This is a genomic window from Shinella pollutisoli, assembly GCF_024609765.1.
GTDB classification, from domain to species: domain Bacteria; phylum Pseudomonadota; class Alphaproteobacteria; order Rhizobiales; family Rhizobiaceae; genus Shinella; species Shinella pollutisoli.
The window spans coordinates 1-16,781 of record NZ_JANFDG010000028.1; the positions used below are offsets into that span (position 1 = coordinate 1).

The 16,781-nt window shown below is 66.7% G+C and carries 16 protein-coding genes; 8 read left to right on the top strand and 8 right to left on the bottom strand.

Features of this window, described 5'->3' with window-relative positions:
• Positions 1–638: 638 nt before the first annotated feature.
• Positions 639–1,847 carry an MFS transporter gene (locus NNZ72_RS20050; RefSeq protein WP_257317334.1) on the bottom strand — a complete coding sequence of 403 codons (1,209 nt, stop codon included), beginning with the start codon at positions 1,845–1,847 and terminating at the stop codon, positions 639–641.
• A gap of 120 nt (positions 1,848–1,967) precedes the next feature.
• Positions 1,968–2,420 carry a VOC family protein gene (locus NNZ72_RS20055; RefSeq protein ID WP_257317335.1) on the bottom strand — a complete coding sequence of 151 codons (453 nt, stop codon included), beginning with the start codon at positions 2,418–2,420 and terminating at the stop codon, positions 1,968–1,970.
• Positions 2,421–2,638: 218 nt separating this feature from the next.
• Between NNZ72_RS20055 and NNZ72_RS20060 the strand changes: the two genes are divergently transcribed.
• The 4 genes from NNZ72_RS20060 to NNZ72_RS20075 are packed head-to-tail and all read left to right on the top strand — an operon-like array spanning position 2,639 to position 4,706.
• Positions 2,639–2,968 carry an ArsR/SmtB family transcription factor gene (locus NNZ72_RS20060; protein WP_257317337.1) on the top strand — a complete coding sequence of 110 codons (330 nt, stop codon included), beginning with the start codon at positions 2,639–2,641 and terminating at the stop codon, positions 2,966–2,968.
• A 9-nt stretch (positions 2,969–2,977) separates the two neighbouring features.
• Positions 2,978–3,340, top strand: a complete 363-nt coding sequence (locus NNZ72_RS20065) for a DUF1428 domain-containing protein (RefSeq protein ID WP_257317338.1) — start codon at positions 2,978–2,980, stop codon at positions 3,338–3,340.
• A 14-nt stretch (positions 3,341–3,354) separates the two neighbouring features.
• Positions 3,355–3,750 (top strand): VOC family protein, encoded by a 396-nt coding sequence (locus NNZ72_RS20070; RefSeq protein ID WP_257317339.1) that lies wholly within the window; start codon positions 3,355–3,357, stop codon positions 3,748–3,750.
• The gene (locus NNZ72_RS20075; RefSeq protein WP_257317340.1) at positions 3,747–4,706 is read left to right on the top strand and encodes an SRPBCC domain-containing protein; all 960 of its coding nucleotides are present in this window, start codon (positions 3,747–3,749) and stop codon (positions 4,704–4,706) included. The genes NNZ72_RS20070 and NNZ72_RS20075 overlap by 4 nt, the downstream gene beginning before the upstream one ends.
• A 154-nt stretch (positions 4,707–4,860) precedes the next feature.
• Here NNZ72_RS20075 and NNZ72_RS20080 read toward each other — a convergent pair whose 3' ends face one another.
• Positions 4,861–5,409 (bottom strand): cupin domain-containing protein, encoded by a 549-nt coding sequence (locus NNZ72_RS20080; protein WP_257317341.1) that lies wholly within the window; start codon positions 5,407–5,409, stop codon positions 4,861–4,863.
• A 149-nt stretch (positions 5,410–5,558) separates the two neighbouring features.
• Here NNZ72_RS20080 and hisD point away from each other — a divergent pair, with 149 nt between their 5' ends.
• On the top strand, positions 5,559–6,860 hold the full coding sequence (gene hisD / locus NNZ72_RS20085; protein WP_257317342.1) for a histidinol dehydrogenase: 1,302 nt from the start codon (positions 5,559–5,561) through the stop codon (positions 6,858–6,860).
• Positions 6,861–7,052: 192 nt separating this feature from the next.
• Here hisD and NNZ72_RS20090 read toward each other — a convergent pair whose 3' ends face one another.
• Genes NNZ72_RS20090 through NNZ72_RS20110 form a run of 5 tightly spaced genes read right to left on the bottom strand, consistent with a single transcriptional unit; the run spans position 7,053 to position 12,481 of the window.
• The gene (locus NNZ72_RS20090; protein WP_257317343.1) at positions 7,053–8,153 is read right to left on the bottom strand and encodes an ABC transporter ATP-binding protein; all 1,101 of its coding nucleotides are present in this window, start codon (positions 8,151–8,153) and stop codon (positions 7,053–7,055) included.
• Positions 8,150–8,959: an ABC transporter permease gene (locus NNZ72_RS20095; protein WP_257317344.1), complete on the bottom strand. Its 810-nt coding sequence runs from the start codon at positions 8,957–8,959 to the stop codon at positions 8,150–8,152. The genes NNZ72_RS20090 and NNZ72_RS20095 overlap by 4 nt, the downstream gene beginning before the upstream one ends.
• Positions 8,959–9,834 carry an ABC transporter permease gene (locus NNZ72_RS20100; protein ID WP_257317345.1) on the bottom strand — a complete coding sequence of 292 codons (876 nt, stop codon included), beginning with the start codon at positions 9,832–9,834 and terminating at the stop codon, positions 8,959–8,961. The genes NNZ72_RS20095 and NNZ72_RS20100 overlap by 1 nt, the downstream gene beginning before the upstream one ends.
• Entirely contained in the window at positions 9,824–11,302 is a 1,479-nt protein-coding gene (locus NNZ72_RS20105; protein ID WP_257317346.1) for an amidase, read from the bottom strand. The genes NNZ72_RS20100 and NNZ72_RS20105 overlap by 11 nt, the downstream gene beginning before the upstream one ends.
• A gap of 54 nt (positions 11,303–11,356) precedes the next feature.
• A complete protein-coding gene (locus tag NNZ72_RS20110) occupies positions 11,357–12,481 on the bottom strand; it encodes an ABC transporter substrate-binding protein (protein WP_257317347.1) in 1,125 nt (374 codons plus the stop codon).
• Between the two features lie 573 nt (positions 12,482–13,054).
• On the opposite strand from NNZ72_RS20110, the gene arcD reads away from it, so the two are divergent.
• Genes arcD through argF form a run of 3 tightly spaced genes read left to right on the top strand, consistent with a single transcriptional unit; the run spans position 13,055 to position 16,781 of the window.
• The gene (arcD, locus tag NNZ72_RS20115; RefSeq protein WP_257317348.1) at positions 13,055–14,521 is read left to right on the top strand and encodes an arginine-ornithine antiporter; all 1,467 of its coding nucleotides are present in this window, start codon (positions 13,055–13,057) and stop codon (positions 14,519–14,521) included.
• Between the two features lie 24 nt (positions 14,522–14,545).
• Entirely contained in the window at positions 14,546–15,763 is a 1,218-nt protein-coding gene (locus NNZ72_RS20120) for an arginine deiminase (protein WP_257317349.1), read from the top strand.
• A gap of 16 nt (positions 15,764–15,779) precedes the next feature.
• A complete protein-coding gene (gene argF, locus NNZ72_RS20125) occupies positions 15,780–16,781 on the top strand; it encodes an ornithine carbamoyltransferase (protein WP_257317350.1) in 1,002 nt (333 codons plus the stop codon).

Here is a 16,781-nt window from a genome sequence, read left to right on the forward strand (position 1 = left end):
GACGCGCCAGCATTGGCCGCATAACTTAAACCAAACGGTCTCCGGAAAAGCCGGGCCGGTTCATATCTACGATGTGCCTGACACCACGGTAGTTCAATAGGGGCGCGCTTTGTCGGGTTGCTCGCCCAATATGGCCAGCCTGCTTTCGGCCCCAAATCGGACATCCAGCGTGCGTAAGCTGAAGTCCGTGAACCCCTATACAGCAGTATCCAGAGTGTACATTCTGCAGGCTGCTGATAGTGAATGTGGGAACCATTGCCGCAAATCAGTATGGAGCTGATACGTTACAAGTCTCTGTGTCCTCATGCCCCCGCAACCAGATCAAACAAAAACCCCTGCGAAACAAACCGCAGGGGTTTTTGCGTTAAAGGCGCATTCGCTCAAGGCGTTCCTGGCGGCAAGCAAACGCACGCCCAAACCAAACCCCACACAACACAGGCCAACACGCATCCCATCAACGCACGCCGAAGGCACGGTGCGAGCGGCGGTAGCGCGCCGGCGTCACGTGGTAGGTCCGCCTGAACCAGTGGACAAAATGCGCGCAGTCCTGCGTCCCCGACGACGGGAATGGGGACGATGTCCCTGATGATGAGACCTCCCCGTCACGCCGCTGGCTGAAGCTGATCGGTAGGCTTTACCTATGCCGCCGCCAGTTGTGTCTGCCTTCCGGGAAACGGTCGGAAGGTCGCCAGGATCAGCACGGCCGCCAGCCCCATGCCCCACGACCCGACGTACATCAGCGCGTAGGAGTCGAAACGGTCGTAGATCAGGCCGCCCAGCAGCGGGCCGATCGACATGCCGAGGCTGCCGGCCATCGCCGTGCCGCCAATGATCGTGCCCATTATCCTGAGCGGAAAGTTCTCGCGGATGATCACCGCATAGAGCGGCATCGTGCCGGCATAGATGAAGCCGACGAGAGCCGCGACGGCATAGAAGGGACCGAGCGTGGAGACGAACATATAGGCAAGCACGCCGAAGGCCTGCGCCAGCAGCCCGATGACGAGAACGCGCTGCGCGCCGAACCGGTCGCCCGCGAGGCCGAAGCCGATACGGCCGAGCATGCCGGCAAGCCCCTCGACGCTATAGATCGATACGGCCGCCATCGTCGGAATGCCGCAGGTCACGGCATAGCTCACCGTATGGAAGATCGGGCCGGAATGGGTGGCGCAGCAGAAGAAGTTCGCCAGCATCAGGATGACGAACTGCGGCGAGCGCACAGCCTGCCGGACGGTCATGTCCGGCTGCGGCTCGTCGGCGATCATCGCGTCCGGCCCGGCCTCCAGCGCGGGCGGCCGGCGCACGAGCAGCGCCGCGGGGATCATCAGAGCCGCCGCGATGCCGGCGACGATCAGCATGGCCGCGCGCCAGTCGTGGACGGTGACCAGCCACGCCGCGAGCGGCGCCATGGTCAGCGGCGCCATGCCCATGCCGGCGGAGACCAGCGAGACGGCGAGGCCGCGCTGCGTGTCGAACCAGCCGGTCACGCACGCCATCATCGGGGCGAAGACGGCGGCGGTCGCAGCCCCAACCAGAAGGCCGAACAGCAGCTGGAACTCGACGAGCGACCCCGCCCGGCTGGCAAGCGCGAGGCTTGCCGCCAGCACGGCCGATCCCGTGAGCACCACCGGGCGCGGCCCGAACCGGTCGGAGAGGCCGCCCCACGCCATGCTGGCCGCCGCCATGGCGAGGAAGCCGATCGTCATCGCCGTCGAGATGCCGGTGACGGACCAGCCCGTGTCCTCCGCCATCGGCCGGAGGAAGATCGGCAGCGAGAACATGGCGCCGCCCGCGACGCAGCCGAGCAGGCCGCCCGCCGCGACGATCACCCAGCGGTAGGAATGGTTCATGACGATCTCCCGGATGTTGCCGCACCGCTCCCGCCTCCCGGCGCGGCCGATGCCCCAAGGACGTGCCGGCACCGCCGGCACCGACATCGGCTTCATTTCCTGCCGACATTTTTCGTGGCATCAGCCCTGCGGCTGCGACGGCTGCCAGCCGGCCGACGGTATGACGTTGATCATCCACGGCACGCCGAACCTGTCGACCAGCGAGCCGAAACCGGGCGACCAGAAGGTCTCGCCGAACGGCATGACCGCCTTGCCGCCTTCGGACAGTTGATCGAACCAGCGCCAGCCCTCCGCCTTGTCCCCGGTGTGCAGGGTGACGTCGAAGCCGTTCTTGGGCTTGTCGATGTTCGGCGCCCATTGGACGTCCATGTCCGCGCCCATCAGGGCCTGGTCGCCGACCTCCAGCCAGCAGTGCATCAGCCAGGTCTTGTACTTCCCGTCGGTGATCGGCATGCCCGGAGGCGCGTCGCCGTAAGGCATGGCCGCGGTGATCCTTCCGCCCAGGACCCTGGCGTAGAACTCGAACGCCTCCCGGCACTGGCCCTGGAAGCTGAGGCTGGTCACGATCTTCATGGTCTTTTCCTCTCTTGCCGGACGTCACGGCATCGCGGGTCGACCCGCCGGCACAGGTCGGCCGCTTCTATTGGGTTGATATCAACGCAATATGACGGTAGATGTCAACCATGCAGGTGCAATCTTCTGAAGCCGTTCGCCGGAGCGGTACCTGCCCTATCGCGATAAAATTCAACTGATCGGTTGACTATCCCGCCGATCATGCAATACTCAACCGCATGGTTGAACAAGAGCTCGACACGACCTTCCACGCGCTTGCGGACCCGACGCGCCGGGGCATGCTGGCAAGCCTCGCGCTCGGCGAAAAGTCGATCGGCGAACTGGCGCAGCCCTTCGCGATCAGCTTCGCCGGTGCATCGAAGCATGTGAAGGTGCTCGAAGGGGCGGGGCTGATCGCGCGGCGCAAGGTCGGCCGCATGCAGCTCTGCCGGCTGAGGCCCGAGCCGCTCGCCCGGGCCGACCTCTGGCTGCGCCAGTGGGAGACGTTCTGGACGGTCCGGCTCGACAGACTCGAAGCGCTGATCGAGGCCGAGAAGTCCCGCAGTTAGGAGAGAATCATGTCCTATATCGATGGCTTCGTCCTTGCCGTTCCAAACGCCAACCGCGAGCGGTTCCGCGCCATGGCGGTCCGCGTTGCGAAAATCTTCATCGAGCACGGCGCGGTGCGCGTGGTCGAGAACTGGGGCGACGACGTGCCTGCTGACGAGGTGACCGACCTCGGGCGCGCGGTTGCGCTGAAGGAGGGCGAGACGGTCGTCTTCTCGTGGGTCGAGTGGCCGTCGAAGGAGGCGCGCGACAAGGGCAACGAGACGCTCGCCGCCGATCCGCGCCTCCGGCCCGATTCCGGCGAGGCCGACATCATGGACCCCAGGCGCATGATCTTCGGCGGCTTCGTTCCGATCGTCGACATGCGCGCCTGATCAGGGAGGACGAAATGGCCAGAGCCACGCCTTTTCTCATGTTCCAGCACGGCAAGGCGGAGGCGGCGCTGGATTTCTACGTCGCGACCGTTCCCGGCAGCCGCATCGTTTCGCTCGAGCGGTTTGGCCCCGACGGCCCCGGCCCGGAGGGCACCCTGTTGCGCGCCCACGCAGAGATCGCCGGCCAGCCGGTGATGGCGCATGACAGCTTCATCACGCATGGCTTCGACTTCACGCCGTCCTTCTCCTTCTTCCTCGACTGCGCCGACGAGGCGGAGACCGAGCGGCTGTTCGCAGCCCTCGGCGAAGGCGGCCAGGTGCTGATGCCGCTCGACAGTTACGGCTGGAGCCGCAGGTTCGGCTGGATATCCGATCGCTTCGGCATCTCCTGGCAGGTCAACCTCCCATGAGCGGTCCGGTGATCCTCACACTGACGCGCGATTTCGCGGCTCCCGCCGATCGCATCTTCGACGCCTGGCTCGATCCGGCCGACGCATCCCGCTTCCTGTTCGCGACGCCGGCAGGCGAGATGAAGCGGGTCGAGATCGATGCCCGCGTCGGCGGCGAGGCCCTGATCGTCGAGCGACGCGCGGAAGGCGAGGTGCGCCATCGGCTGCGTTTCGAAGTGATCGATCGCCCGCGCCGCCTCGTGTTCCTGTTTTCGGCCGATCCCTCGGACGACGGCAAGCGGACGCGCGTCTCGATCGACATCGCCGCGACGCCCGCCGGCTGCACCCTGACGCTCACGCATGAGATGGAGGCGGCCTGGGCCGGGCATGCGCCGCAGGTCCGAAGCGGCTGGACGATGATCCTCGACGGCCTCACGCGCCTATTGGAGAAGACCATGATCGACATCGAACGCATCGCACCGGATACGATCCGGATGGAACGTCTGCTCGACGCGCCCGTCGAGACCGTCTGGCGCTGGCTCACCGAGCCCGACCTTCGCAGGCAATGGTTCGCCGGCGGCCGCATCGATCCGCGCGTCGGCGGAGAGATCGAGCTGGTCTTCGACCACGACGATCTCTCGGCGGATGACGTGCCCTATCCCGCGCAATACGCCGAATACAAGGGGGCGATCGGCCGCGAGCGGATCGTCGAGTACGACCCTCCGCGCCGTTTCGCCATCAGCTGGGACGAAGGCAGGGAAGGCACGGCGCTGTTCGAGCTGTTCGAGGCGGGCGAGCGCACGCGGCTGGTGCTCACCCACAGCGGCATCAGCGGCCCCGGCCCGATGGCGAATTTCGGCGGCGGCTGGCATGCGCATCTTGCCGTGCTGGAAGCCCGGCTGGCCGGGCGGCAGGTGCGCGATTTCTGGGCGCTGCACGCGCAGTCCGAGGAAGCCGTGGCGCGGCAGTTGCGCTAGCGTCCCGCCGGATTGCGCGGGCGGTCCCGCCGCGGCGAAGCCGGGGCCTGCATCGCCGCCGAGTATCGCGCGATCGGAGGACGACGGGCGGCATAATGCGGGGAACCGCGCCGGCCGGTGACTATACTCACCACCGGTCGGTGCGCATGGAAGGTCAGTAGGTCGGTGGCGTGATCGCGCTCAGGATCTCGCTTTGACCGTCATGCACGTTGCGGAAGCGGTGCGGCAGGCGGCTGTCGAAATAATAGCCGTCGCCGGCCTTCAGCACGCGCTTCTGGCTTCCCACGGTCACCTCCACCGCGCCGGAAAGAACCATGCCGGCCTCCTGCGCCGCATGCGTGAACTCCTCGCCCGAATCCGCGCCGACCGCATATTTCTCGTGCAGCATGAGCAATTGCCGGTTCGGATGGTTGAGGCCGATCACGCGGTAGGAGATCGTCTCGACCTTTCCGATCTCCACGAGGTCCGGCGCTGCATAGAAGGGCGTGTAGGGCAGGCTCGACTGCAGGTCGGAGAAGAAGCCGGGCAGCGTGGTTCCGAGCGCATCGAGCACGGCGCCCAGCGTATCGATCGACGGGCTCATCCTGTCCCGTTCGATGAGCGATATGGTGGAGTGCGAGATTCCGGAGCGGGCCGCCAGTTCCCGCACGCCCAGATCGCGGCGACGGCGGAGTTCACGAAGCTTGCTGCCGATCTTGGGCATATGGTCCCTTCCTGAGGATGGAGGCGAGGGGTCTCCCGGCCGGTCCGTTCCGAAGCGGTGAAAATACTAAACATGCGGTCGGCGGGCAATTGCCGGAGCGCGCCGCTTGGCGGATGCTGGCGCCAATCCCGACATGCAAGGAGGCCTCTATGACGTCGCGGCTCGCTGCCCTCAAGGGCAAATTCACCCAGATCAAATCGCCGAGAAGGGATGCGGTTTCGGATACCGCGTCGATCGAGCAGACCGTCAAGGACATCATCGCCAATGTCCGCGAACGCGGCGACGCGGCCGTGCGGGACTATTCCGTCGCCTTCGACAAGGCAGACGTCTCCAGCTTCGAGGTGACGGAGGAGGAGAAGCGGAAGGCCGTCGCCGAGCTCGATCCGCAGACGCGGGAAGACACGGAATTCGCGATCGCGCGCGTGCGCGCCTTCGCCGAGGCGCAGCTCGGCACGATCCTGCCGCTGGAGATCGATGCCCTGCCGGGCCTACATCTCGGCCACCGGGTGATCCCGATCGAGGTCGTCGGCTGCTATGTGCCGGGCGGCCGCTATCCGATTCTCTCGGCCCCGGTGATGACGATCGTCCCGGCCAAGGTCGCCGGCTGCGACCAGGTCATCGCCTGCCTGCCGCCGAACGCGCACCCGGCCATGATCGCCGGCTGCCATCTCGCCGGCGCCGACCGCATCTTCCGGGTCGGCGGCGCCCAGGCGATCGCGGCGATGGCCAACGGCACGGAGACGATCCCCGCCGTCGACAAGATCGTCGGCCCCGGCAACGCCTATGTGAACGAGGCCAAGCGCCAGGTGTTCGGCCAGGTCGGCATCGACCAGCTCGCCGGCCCGAGCGAGATCTTCGTCGTCGCCGACGAGACGGGCAACGCGGCGATGATCGCCACCGACCTCCTCGCCCAGGCCGAGCACGACGTGCGCACCCGCGTCGGCCTCATCACCACCGACCGCAGGCTCGCCGAGGCGACGCTAGCCGAGGTGGAAAGGCAGCTCAAGGACCTGCCGACCGCCGACGTCGCCGGCGCCGCCTGGCGCGACTACGGCGAGATCACGGTCTGCGCGGACGAGGCGGCGATGATCGCCTATTCCGACCATATCGCCGCCGAGCACCTCGAGGTGCATACCCGCGACGCCAGGGAGACGGCGACGAAGCTGCGCAACTACGGCTCGCTCTTCATCGGCGAGCTTGCGAGCGTCGTCTATTCCGACAAGTGCTGCGGCACCAACCACACGCTGCCGACGATGGCCGCCGGACGCTATACGGGCGGGCTCTGGGTCGGCTCCTACGTCAAGATCTGCACCCACCAGTGGCTCGACGAGCGCGGCGTCGCCGCCGTCGCCCCGCCGGCGGCGCGCCAGAGCGCGACGGAAGGGATGGAAGGCCATCGCCGCGCCGCGGCCCTGCGTCTCAGCCCCGGACAGTTCGCCGCCGCCGGCTGAATCCTTAAAGGCAGCCCACAGAAGAAACCGCCCGGCTCGCGCCGGGCGGTTTCTGCTTGTCGTCAAATCTTTCGTCCGCCCTGTCGTCACCCTCGGCCTTGAGCCGAGGATCGGGTCAAGGCCGGTCACGATGGAGGAGAGATTTCCGGATTTTGTCAGCAGTCCGGAAGCCGCCGGCTCGCGCCGGGCGGTTCATTCCAGAAGCAGGAGATCCTCGGCGGCGAAGGAGAAGCCGGCCGTCGTACCGACGTCGAGGCTTCGCACCTGGCTTGAGGAGACATTCGGCACGACCACGCTGAGCGGCGCGCCGCTGGTCTTCAGGGCGAGCTCGACATAGCTGCGGTCGCCGCGGAAGGAGAGCGCCGTCACGGTGCCTTCGCCCGCGATCCGGCCCGGGGCCGCGGCGGCGCCGGCGGCCTCGATGGCGACCTGCTCGGGCCGGACGGCCATCCGGAGCCTGCCGGAAGCGGTGGACGGAGCCGGCTCAGCGACGGAGATCGTGCCGAAGTCCGGGCTCTCGACGGTCGTCCGCCCGCCGGTGGCCGATCGGAGGACGCCGTCGAACAGGTTGATCGTGCCGATGAACTGGGCGACGTCGACGCTCTTCGGCCGGTTGTAGAGGTTCCTCGGCGTGTCGACCTGGGCGATCCTGCCGTCGAAGAGGACCGCCACGCGGTCCGACAGCGCCATCGCCTCCTCCTGGTCGTGGGTGACGAAGACGAAGGTGATGCCGACGCGCTGCTGGATGGCGCGCAGCTCCTTCTGCATCTCGTCGCGCAGCTTCTTGTCGAGCGCGCCGAGCGGCTCGTCGAGCAGCAGCACCTCCGGCTTCAGCGCCAGCGCCCGGGCGAGCGCCACGCGCTGCTTCTGCCCGCCGGAGAGCTTCTCGACGTTGCGGTTCTCGAGGCCCTTCAACTGCATCAGGTCGATGAGGCCCTCAATGGTGGCGCGCTTCTCCGCCTCGCTCGCCTTCCGGCGCTTCAGGCCGTAGCCGATGTTTGCGTAGACGTCGAGATGCGGAAAGAGGGCATAGCTCTGGAACACCATGTTGGTGTTGCGCCGGTAGGGCGGCACGTCGTTGACGCGCGTGCCGGCGATGATGACGTCGCCCGCGCTCGGCGCCTCGAAGCCGCCGAGGATCTTGAGCAGGCTCGTCTTGCCGCAGCCGGAGGGGCCGAGCAGGGAGAAGAACTCCCCCTTCGCGATCGAGAGGTCGATGCCCTTGAGGGCGACGAAGCTGCCATAGGCCTTCGACACGCCCTCGATGCGGATATGGTGGTTGCCAGACATCATTGCGCGTCCTGTTGTGCGGGATTGGTTGCGGAGCGGGCCTTGAGGGCTTCGGTCGCGAGGATGACCAGCACCGTGAAGGTCAGCATGCAGCTGCCGAGGGCGAGGATGACCGGAAGCCTGTCGGGGAAGCGGAGCTCGCCCCAGATGTAGACCGGCAGGGTCGCGTCCGTGCCGGAGACGAAGAAGGCGAGGATGAACTCGTCCAGCGATATCGTGAAGCAGAGGAGCAGGCTGGAGACGATCGCCGGCCAGCAGATCGGCAGCGTCACCCGGAAGAAGGTCATCCACCAGTTGTCGCCGAGGTCGCTCGCGGCCAGGAACAGGTTGCGGTCGAAGCCGCGCAGCCGGGCGGCGAGCGTCAGGAAGGCGAAGGGGATGCACAGGAAGACATGGGCGATGGAGACGGTGACGAGCGACAGCGGCATGCCGAGCCCGTTGAAGAACAGCAGCATGAAGATGCCGAGGATGATGAAGGGGATCGCCACGGGTGCGGCGACCGTCATCGTCACGAAGGTCCTGCCGGGCGCATCGTAGATCGTCACGCCGAGCGCGCAGAACAGGCCGAGCGCGGTCGCGACAATGCTCGCCGCGATCCCGACGGCGACGCTGTTGGAGAGCGCCGACAGGAGCGCCGGGGTCTGGAAGAGCTGCTCGTACCAGCTCCAGGTGAAGCCCTTGAGGGGCAGCGCCACGTAGATGGAATCGTTGAACGAGAACAGCGGGATGAGCAGGATCGGGAAATAGAGCGCGGCGATGTAGAGGAAGGCATAGGGCTTGAGCAGGCGGGAGCCGGACGAACGGAGCATCACTTCACCTCCACCTTGTGGACGCCGAGGAGCCGCGACGCCGCAAAGACGATCAGGCCGATGGCGAGAAGCGACATCAGCGCGATGGCGCTGCCGAGCGGCCAGTTGTTGAGCTTGGTGAACATTGCGAAGATCAGGTTGCCGATCATGATGCCGCTGGTGCCGCCGACGAGCTGCGGCGTCACGTAGTCTCCGACCGTCGGGATGAAGATCAGGATGCCGGCCGAGAAGACGCCGGACAGCGTCAGCGGCCAGACGACCCGGCGGAAGGCCTGGAGCGGCGTGTCGCCGAGATCGGCCGCCGCCTGCAACAGCGAGCGGTCGATCCGCTCCATCGACAGGAAGATCGGCACGACCGCGAAGGGCGCCCAGGAATGCGTGAGCGTCAGCACCACTGCGAAGCTGTTGTGGAGCAGCGCCTCGACCGGGGCCGATATGAGGCCGAGCGTGCCGAGGCCCGTGTTCAGAATGCCGTTGTAGCCGAGGATCAGCTTCCAGGAGAAGACCCGGAGCAGATAGCTCATCCAGAACGGCAGGGTGAGGATGGTGATCCAGAGCAGCTTGCGCCGTTGGACCTTGAAGGACACGTAATAGGCGACCGGATAGGCCGCGAGCACCGTGATCACCGAGGCGCCGAGCGCGATCAGCAGCGACTTGCCCAGCAGGAACAGGAACATCGGCTCCCGGAAGAAGCGCTGGTAGTTCAGGGTGGTCGGGGTATGGTCCATGTCGAGATAGGTCTGCGTCCAGATGCTGTAGCAGACGAGGCTCGCAAACGCGAAGGCGACGATGCCCGACACGACGAGAACCGCGGGCGCCGTCAGGAGAAGACCCTGGCGCGAGCCGCTGGCCGCAAAGATGGTCCTAGTCGTCAAGCTTGCCTCCTGCGGGCGGGAGCGTCCAGGGACCGAGGCGGCTGAGGCGCCCGGTCCATGCCGCGCTGTCATGGACGGTTGTCGCGATCGAAAGCGCCAGCCGCTCCCGGTGGCGGCCCGCGACGATCTGCAGGCCGGTCGGCAGGCCGTCGCGCCCGAGGCCCGAGGGCACGCTCACGGCGGGCAGCCGGCCGAACAGGTTGAACGGCAGCGTCATGTCGAAGAAGATGGCGCGTCCCCTGTCGTCGGTGCCGGAATAGTCGAACTCGGTCCGGCCGACCGGCGTCGCGGTGCGCGGCATGGTCGGAAGCAGCAGCGCGTCGCAGGTCTCGTAAATCCGGGCGATCTTCCGCCAGCCGTCGCTCAGCACGATCTGCGTGTGGGCAAGCTCGGCGGCGGAAAGGCTGCGGGCGAGATCGAAGAACTGCAGCAGCGTCGGGTCGAGCTCCGCGGCATGGTCGCGCTCGAAACGGCCGTAGCATTCGTGGATGTTGACGGCGAACATCTTGTAGCCCGCGTCGTAGAGCTCGGGCGTGAGCGCGAGGTCGACCTCCGTCAGGAGCGCGCCTTGCCGTTCGAGATCGCGCGCCGTCGACAGCGCGTTCTCGGCGACGTCGTCCTCGACCGACTGGAAGCCCAGGTCCGGGGAGAAGCCGATGCGCAGCCCGCGGGGGTCCCCGGCCATCGGCAGGGCGAGGTCCGGGTCGGCGGGCAGGGAGAGGGGGTCGCGGTCGTCCGGTCCGCTCGTCGCGCACAGGAAGGCGAAGGCGTCCGCCGTGGTGCGGGCGATCGGGCCGTGATGGGCGAGCGGATCGTAGAGATTGGGCAGGATGCCGAAAGGGATGCGGCCCAATGCGGGCTTCAGGCCGACGACGCCGCAGAAGCTCGCCGGGATGCGGACCGATCCGCCCATGTCCGACCCTTCCGCGAGCGCGACGCAGCCGGTGGCGACGGCGACCGCCGAGCCGCCGGACGACCCGCCGCTCGTTCGGCCGGGGTTCCACGGGTTTCTCGTCACGCCGGTTAGCGGGCTGTCGGTGACGCTCGCATTGGCGAATTCGGACGTGGTCGTCTTGCCGACGACGACGGCGCCCGCAGTCTTCAACCGCTCGACGACGACGGCGTCCTCGGACGGCACGTGATCCCTGAACAGGCGGGAGCCGAAGGCGGTTCTAAGGCCCGCCGTCGGCGTGAGGTCCTTGATCGCCACCGGCACGCCGTCGAGGCCGCCGAGCGGGCGTCCCGCCCGCCAGCGCTCCGCCGACGCTTCCGCCGCCTTGCGCGCGCCCTCCGCGTCGACGAGGCAGAAGGCATTCAGGACCGGGTTGACGTCCTCGATGCGCGCGAGGCTCGCTTCGAGCACCTCGCAGGGCGAAAACAGGCCCCGGCCGTATCCCTCGACCTGCTCTGCAGCCGAGAGCCAGTTCAGGGGATACGACGGGCGGTCGTTCTTCTCGTTGCCGGACATCGATACCGTTTCTCGTGATTGAGCTTGCCGGGTCCATGCCGGAGCACGGAAGCCTCAGAAGCCGGACTTCACCTCTTCCACCATCGTGGAATATTTCTCCCGCGTCGGCCCGTCTATCTCCTCGAAGAAGATACCCTTGGACAGGTTGCTGGTCGGCTCCTCGAGGCCGAGCTGCTGCTTCTTCTCCGCCGAGGCGATCTCGAATGACTTGCGGTTGGTGTGGCCGTAGCCGATCTCCTCGATCAGGTACTTGCCGGCTTCCGGTGCGATCCAGGCATTCATGAAGTCGTAGACCTCGTCGTCGCTCGCCTTGCCCTGCGTGGTGCGGACCACGCCGTCGAGCCAGGTGAGAATCCCCTCCTTCGGCTGCAGATAGGCGACCGGAACGCCCTGCTTCTTGAGCGAGTTGACAGAAGTGTTCCAGCCGACCGCGGCCACCAGCTCGCCGGAGGCGAGGCCCTGCTCCATGTCGGTCAGGCTCGACCAGTAGTAGCGCAGGTTACCGTGCTGCGCGCGCAGCACTTCCTTTGTCGCGGCGATCTGCTCGTCCGTCATCGAGAAGATCTCCGATTGCGGCACGCCGGCGCGCAATGCGGCCGGCAGCACGAGCTCCTCCAGGATGGTGCCCGCGGCGACGCGGCCCTGGTACTTGGGATTGGCGAGCAGCGCCCAGCTCGGATCGGCGATGTCGGCCTCGTCGACGAGGTCGGTGCGGTAGATGATCGAGGCATTGCCCCAGCAGGTGGGGCAGACGAAGGTCTCGCTCCCGTCCGTGATGCCCTTCACCGCCTTGACCTCGTCGAAGATGTCGGCCCAGTGCGACAGCTTGCCCGTGTCGATCGGACGGATTAGCTCGGCGTCGCGCCAGCGGCGGATCGACGACGTGTTGGGATGGGCGGTGTCGGCGGGAAAGCCGCCGCGCAGCTTCTGGAACGCGTCCTCGTCGTCGGACATGTAGGAGACCTTGGGAATGTCGCCGTACTTGTCCGCATAGGCGGGGAAGAGACCCTTGACGTGGTAGTTGGTGTAGGTCATCGCCGTCATGGTCGGCGCGGCGAAGGCCGCCCTGCCGAGGACCGGCATGCTGACGGCGGCCAGGCCGAGGGCCGCGAGCTTTTTGTTGAATTCGCGGCGCGAGGGATCGAAATTCGTTCGCGAGAAGGGCATCCACCGTTGCATAGTTCTCTCTCCCCGGAGATTGAGTGTAAGAAGATGCTTACGGAAGGGTATCCTTCCGGAAAGCCAGGCAATCCACGGATAAGCGGAAGCACGTGTCGTGCCTTGCTGCAGCACGGCTGCCGGCGAGGCTGTTCCTCTTCGTTCCCACCTTATTCGTTGGGCTCACTGTGATGCACGCCGGCCGCCTCAGGCAAGCGGTGGGACGGTCCGTGGTGAGTATATTGACCGACCCGGAGGAACGAGGCGGAAGAGGCATCTTGATTCTTATACGGAAGCGTTGCCTCCCTCCCGCGAAATGCGCCGCTCCGCGCCGCGGGAAGGTGAGAAAACTAAACACCGGAACATGCCGTGCACGCGGCGCCTCCGCCTGTGGCAGCCGCCTCGGACGGCTGCGGCTTTCTGTCCCGAGGCCTGCCGTCGACCTGCGGACCGGCCCGCATCGCAGGTGATCTTCGCGGGAAGACGGCTGCCGATCATGCACGGATTGTCGCACCGGGGATTTGACGCTGGTCAAAGCAATGCACGCGGATCGGGCGCATTCTTACCGAATTGCTGAACTCCGGGAGACTAGCCATGACTGCCGCAGATGTTCCTTCCGCATCCCCGACATCCGTTTCGACAAGAGAGACCAAGCTGCGGCTGGGCGCGCTGACGGCGCTCGTCATCGGCTCCATGGTCGGCTCCGGCGTCTTCAGCCTGCCGCAGAATATGGCGGCCGGGGCCGGGCCGCTCGCCATCATGATCGGCTGGGCCATCACGGCGGTCGGCATGCTGGCGCTGGTCTTCGTCTACCAGTCGCTGGCGACCCGCAAGCCGGCGCTCGATGCCGGCCCCTACGCCTATGCCAAGGCGGGCTTCGGGCCGTTCATCGGCTTCAACAGCGCATGGGGCTACTGGATCAGCGCCTGGGTCGGCAACGTCTCCTATGCGGTGGTCGTCTTCAGCGCGCTCTCCTACTTCTTCCCGGCCTTCGGCGACGGGAACACCTGGCAGGCGGTGCTCGGCGCGTCCGTCCTCCTCTGGGTGATCCATTTCCTCATCATGGCCGGCGTGCGCCAGGCGGCGATCGTCAACATGATCGTCACCGTCGCCAAGATCGCGCCCATCGTGCTGTTCATCGGCATCGTCGCCGTCGCCTTCAAGGTGGACGTCTTCAACGCCGATTTCACCGGCCTCGGCAATGCCGACCTCGGCTCGATCATGAACCAGGTGAGGAGCACCATGCTGGTGACCCTGTGGGTGTTCATCGGCATCGAGGGCGCGAGCGTCTTCTCGGCGCGTGCCGAGCGGCGCAAGGACATCGCCACGGCCACCGTGCTCGGCTTCCTGACCTGCCTCGCGCTCTATGCGCTGGTCTCGCTGCTGTCGGTGGGCATCCTCAGCCAGCCCGAGCTCGCAGCGCTCAAGAACCCGTCCATGGCGGGCGTGCTCGAGGCGGTCGTCGGCCCCTGGGGCGCCGTGCTCATCAACCTGGCGCTCGTCGTCTCGGTCATCGGCGCCTTCCTGAGCTGGACGCTGCTTGCGGCGGAGGTTCCGCATGTCGCCGGCCGCGACGGCACTATGCCGAGGTTCTTCGGCCATGAGAACGAGCGCGGCGTGCCTTCCACCTCGCTTCTCATCACCAATCTCCTGGTGCAGGGCTTCCTCGTCATCACGCTGTTTGCGCAGAGCACCTACCAGGCGCTGTTCTACATCGCGTCTGCCGCCATCCTGGTGCCCTACATCTTCTCCGGCGCCTACGCGGCGAAGCTCGCGATCACCGGCGAAAGCTACGGTGCCGGCGAGAGCCGCAACGGCCCCATGCTGATCGGCCTCCTGGCGACGGTCTACGGCCTCTGGCTCGTCTATGCCGCCGGCCTCTCCTATCTCTTCATGTGTGCCATTCTCTATGCGCCCGGCATCGTCTTCTTCGTCTGGGCGCGGCGGGAGAACGGCGAGCGCGTCTTCCACCCGGTGGAGGCGGTCCTCGCCGCCGCCCTGGTCGCGGTGGGCCTCTACGCCGCCTACGCGATGTGGACCGGCGCCGTCAGCGCCCTTTGAACCTGTCCGTCGAAAGGAACCGTCATGGCTGCTCTTGGCGCCCATTCCGAAGTCGGCCGGCTGCGCGAGGTGATCGTGCACCGGCCCGATCTCAGCCTCCGCCGCCTCACGCCCGACAACTGCAAGGCGCTTTTGTTCGACGACGTGCTGTGGGTCAAGCGCGCCCGGCAGGAGCACGACGTCTTCGTCGATGCGCTGCGCGAGCGGGGCGTCACGGTGCATCTCTTCGGCGAGCTGCTGGCCGAGACCATGGCCCTGCCGGAGGGCCGCGACTGGCTGCTCGACCGGCGCGTCGACGCCTCTGTCGTCGGCTACGACATGGTGGACGAGCTGCGCGGCTGGCTGGACGAGATGCCGGCCGACCAGCTCGCCTTGCTGCTGGTGGGCGGCATCGCCCGCGCCGAGCTGCCCTTCCAGCCGGCCGGGCTGACCGGCCGGACGCTGCTGCCGCAGGACTTCGTGCTGCCGCCGCTGCCGAACCAGCTCTTCATGCGCGACAGCTCCTGCTGGATCTATCGCTCGGTCTCCGTCAACGCCATGTTCTGGCCGGCGCGCAAGCCGGAGGCGGCGAATGTGGAGGCCGTCTACCGCTTCCATCCGCGCTTCCGCGACGCCGGCCTGCCCTTCGTCTCGCCCGACACTCCCGGTCCCGGCGTCAGCCTGGAGGGCGGTGACGTGATGCCGGTCGGCGGCGGCGTCGTCCTGGTCGGCATGGGCGAGCGCACGACGCCGCAGGCGGTCGGCGGGCTGGCGCGCAGCCTGTTTGCGGCCGGCGCGGCGACCCATGTCGTCGCCGCCCTGATGCCGCGCGACCGGTCCTTCATGCATCTCGACACCGTCTTCACCTTCTGCGACCGGGATCTCGCGACCATGTACCCGCCGGTAGTGGAGCGGCTGCGCACCTTCTCGCTGCGGCCGGGCGAGGGCGAGGCGGCCGTCGACGTGGTCGAGGAGACAAGGCCCTTCGTCGAGGTGGTGAAGGAGGCGATGGGGCTTTCGACGCTGCGCATCGTCTCCACCGGCGGCGACAGTTACGAGTCGGAGCGCGAGCAATGGGACGACGGCAACAACGTCGTCGCCGTCGAACCGGGCGTGGTTATCGGCTATGATCGCAACGTCTATACCAACACCCTGCTGCGCCGGGCCGGCATCGAGGTCATCACCGTGGAGGGTGCCGAGCTCAGCCGCGGCCGCGGCGGCGGCCATTGCATGACCTGCCCGATCGCGCGCGATCCGGTCTGATCCAGGAGGAAAGGACATGCCCGTCAACCTGCATGGCCGCAACGTTCTGACGCTGGACGATTTCTCCGGTGCGGAGATCCGCTACCTGCTGCGCCTTGCCGCCGATCTCAAGGCGGCGAAGCAGGCCGGCACGGAGGTGCCGCATCTTTCCCGCAAGAACATCGCCCTGATCTTCGAGAAGGATTCCACCCGCACCCGCTCAGGCTTCGAGGTCGCCGCCTACGATCAGGGCGCGCACGTCACCTATATCGGTCCTTCCGGCAGCCATATCGGCCACAAGGAATCCATGAAGGACACGGCGCGCGTGCTCGGGCGGATGTACGATGCCATCGAATACAGGGGCTTCAGCCAGCATCAGGCGGATGTGCTGGCCGCCCATGCCGGCGTGCCGGTCTATAACGGGCTCACCGACGAAGCGCATCCCACCCAGGTCCTGGCCGACTTCATGACGATGCGCGAGTTCACCCACAAGCATCTGTCGGACGTGACGCTCGCCTTCGTCGGCGAGGGCCGGGACAACGTGGCGAAGTCGCTTGCGGTCGGTGCCGCCAAGGTCGGCATGGACATGCGCATCGCCTCGCCCCGATCGCTCTGGCCGGACGAGGCGTTCTGCGACCATGTCCGCACGATGGCCGAGGCGAGCGGGGGCAGCTTCCGGGTGGACGAGGACGTGAAGGCCTGCGTGCTGGAGGCGGACTTCATCTACACCGACGTATGGCTTTCGATGGGCGAGAACGAAAGCGCCTGGGGCGAGCGCATAGAGCTGCTGACGCCCTATCGCGTGACCCGCGAGCTCATGGCGGCCACGGAAAATCCCCACACCAAGTTCATGCATTGCCTGCCGGCCTTCCACGACACGGAAACCGAGGTCGGAGAGGACATAGCGCGCAACTACGGCATCGATTGCATGGAGGTCACGGACGAGGTCTTCGAATCCGCCGCGTCGGTCGTGTTCGACCAGGCGGAGAACCGCATGCACACGATCAAGGCGATCCTCCTCGCCACCATCGGCACCTGA

Bases quoted from the DNA above. Each gene is read 5' to 3' on its own strand.
- NNZ72_RS20050 (WP_257317334.1), bottom strand. From the start codon at position 1,847: ATGAACCATTCCTACCGCTGGGTGATCGTCGCGGCGGGCGGCCTGCTC.
- NNZ72_RS20055 (WP_257317335.1), bottom strand. From the start codon at position 2,420: ATGAAGATCGTGACCAGCCTCAGCTTCCAGGGCCAGTGCCGGGAGGCG.
- NNZ72_RS20060 (WP_257317337.1), top strand. From the start codon at position 2,639: ATGGTTGAACAAGAGCTCGACACGACCTTCCACGCGCTTGCGGACCCG.
- NNZ72_RS20065 (WP_257317338.1), top strand. From the start codon at position 2,978: ATGTCCTATATCGATGGCTTCGTCCTTGCCGTTCCAAACGCCAACCGC.
- NNZ72_RS20070 (WP_257317339.1), top strand. From the start codon at position 3,355: ATGGCCAGAGCCACGCCTTTTCTCATGTTCCAGCACGGCAAGGCGGAG.
- NNZ72_RS20075 (WP_257317340.1), top strand. From the start codon at position 3,747: ATGAGCGGTCCGGTGATCCTCACACTGACGCGCGATTTCGCGGCTCCC.
- NNZ72_RS20080 (WP_257317341.1), bottom strand. From the start codon at position 5,409: ATGCCCAAGATCGGCAGCAAGCTTCGTGAACTCCGCCGTCGCCGCGAT.
- hisD (WP_257317342.1), top strand. From the start codon at position 5,559: ATGACGTCGCGGCTCGCTGCCCTCAAGGGCAAATTCACCCAGATCAAA.
- NNZ72_RS20090 (WP_257317343.1), bottom strand. From the start codon at position 8,153: ATGATGTCTGGCAACCACCATATCCGCATCGAGGGCGTGTCGAAGGCC.
- NNZ72_RS20095 (WP_257317344.1), bottom strand. From the start codon at position 8,959: ATGCTCCGTTCGTCCGGCTCCCGCCTGCTCAAGCCCTATGCCTTCCTC.
- NNZ72_RS20105 (WP_257317346.1), bottom strand. From the start codon at position 11,302: ATGTCCGGCAACGAGAAGAACGACCGCCCGTCGTATCCCCTGAACTGG.
- NNZ72_RS20110 (WP_257317347.1), bottom strand. From the start codon at position 12,481: ATGCAACGGTGGATGCCCTTCTCGCGAACGAATTTCGATCCCTCGCGC.
- arcD (WP_257317348.1), top strand. From the start codon at position 13,055: ATGACTGCCGCAGATGTTCCTTCCGCATCCCCGACATCCGTTTCGACA.
- NNZ72_RS20120 (WP_257317349.1), top strand. From the start codon at position 14,546: ATGGCTGCTCTTGGCGCCCATTCCGAAGTCGGCCGGCTGCGCGAGGTG.
- argF (WP_257317350.1), top strand. From the start codon at position 15,780: ATGCCCGTCAACCTGCATGGCCGCAACGTTCTGACGCTGGACGATTTC.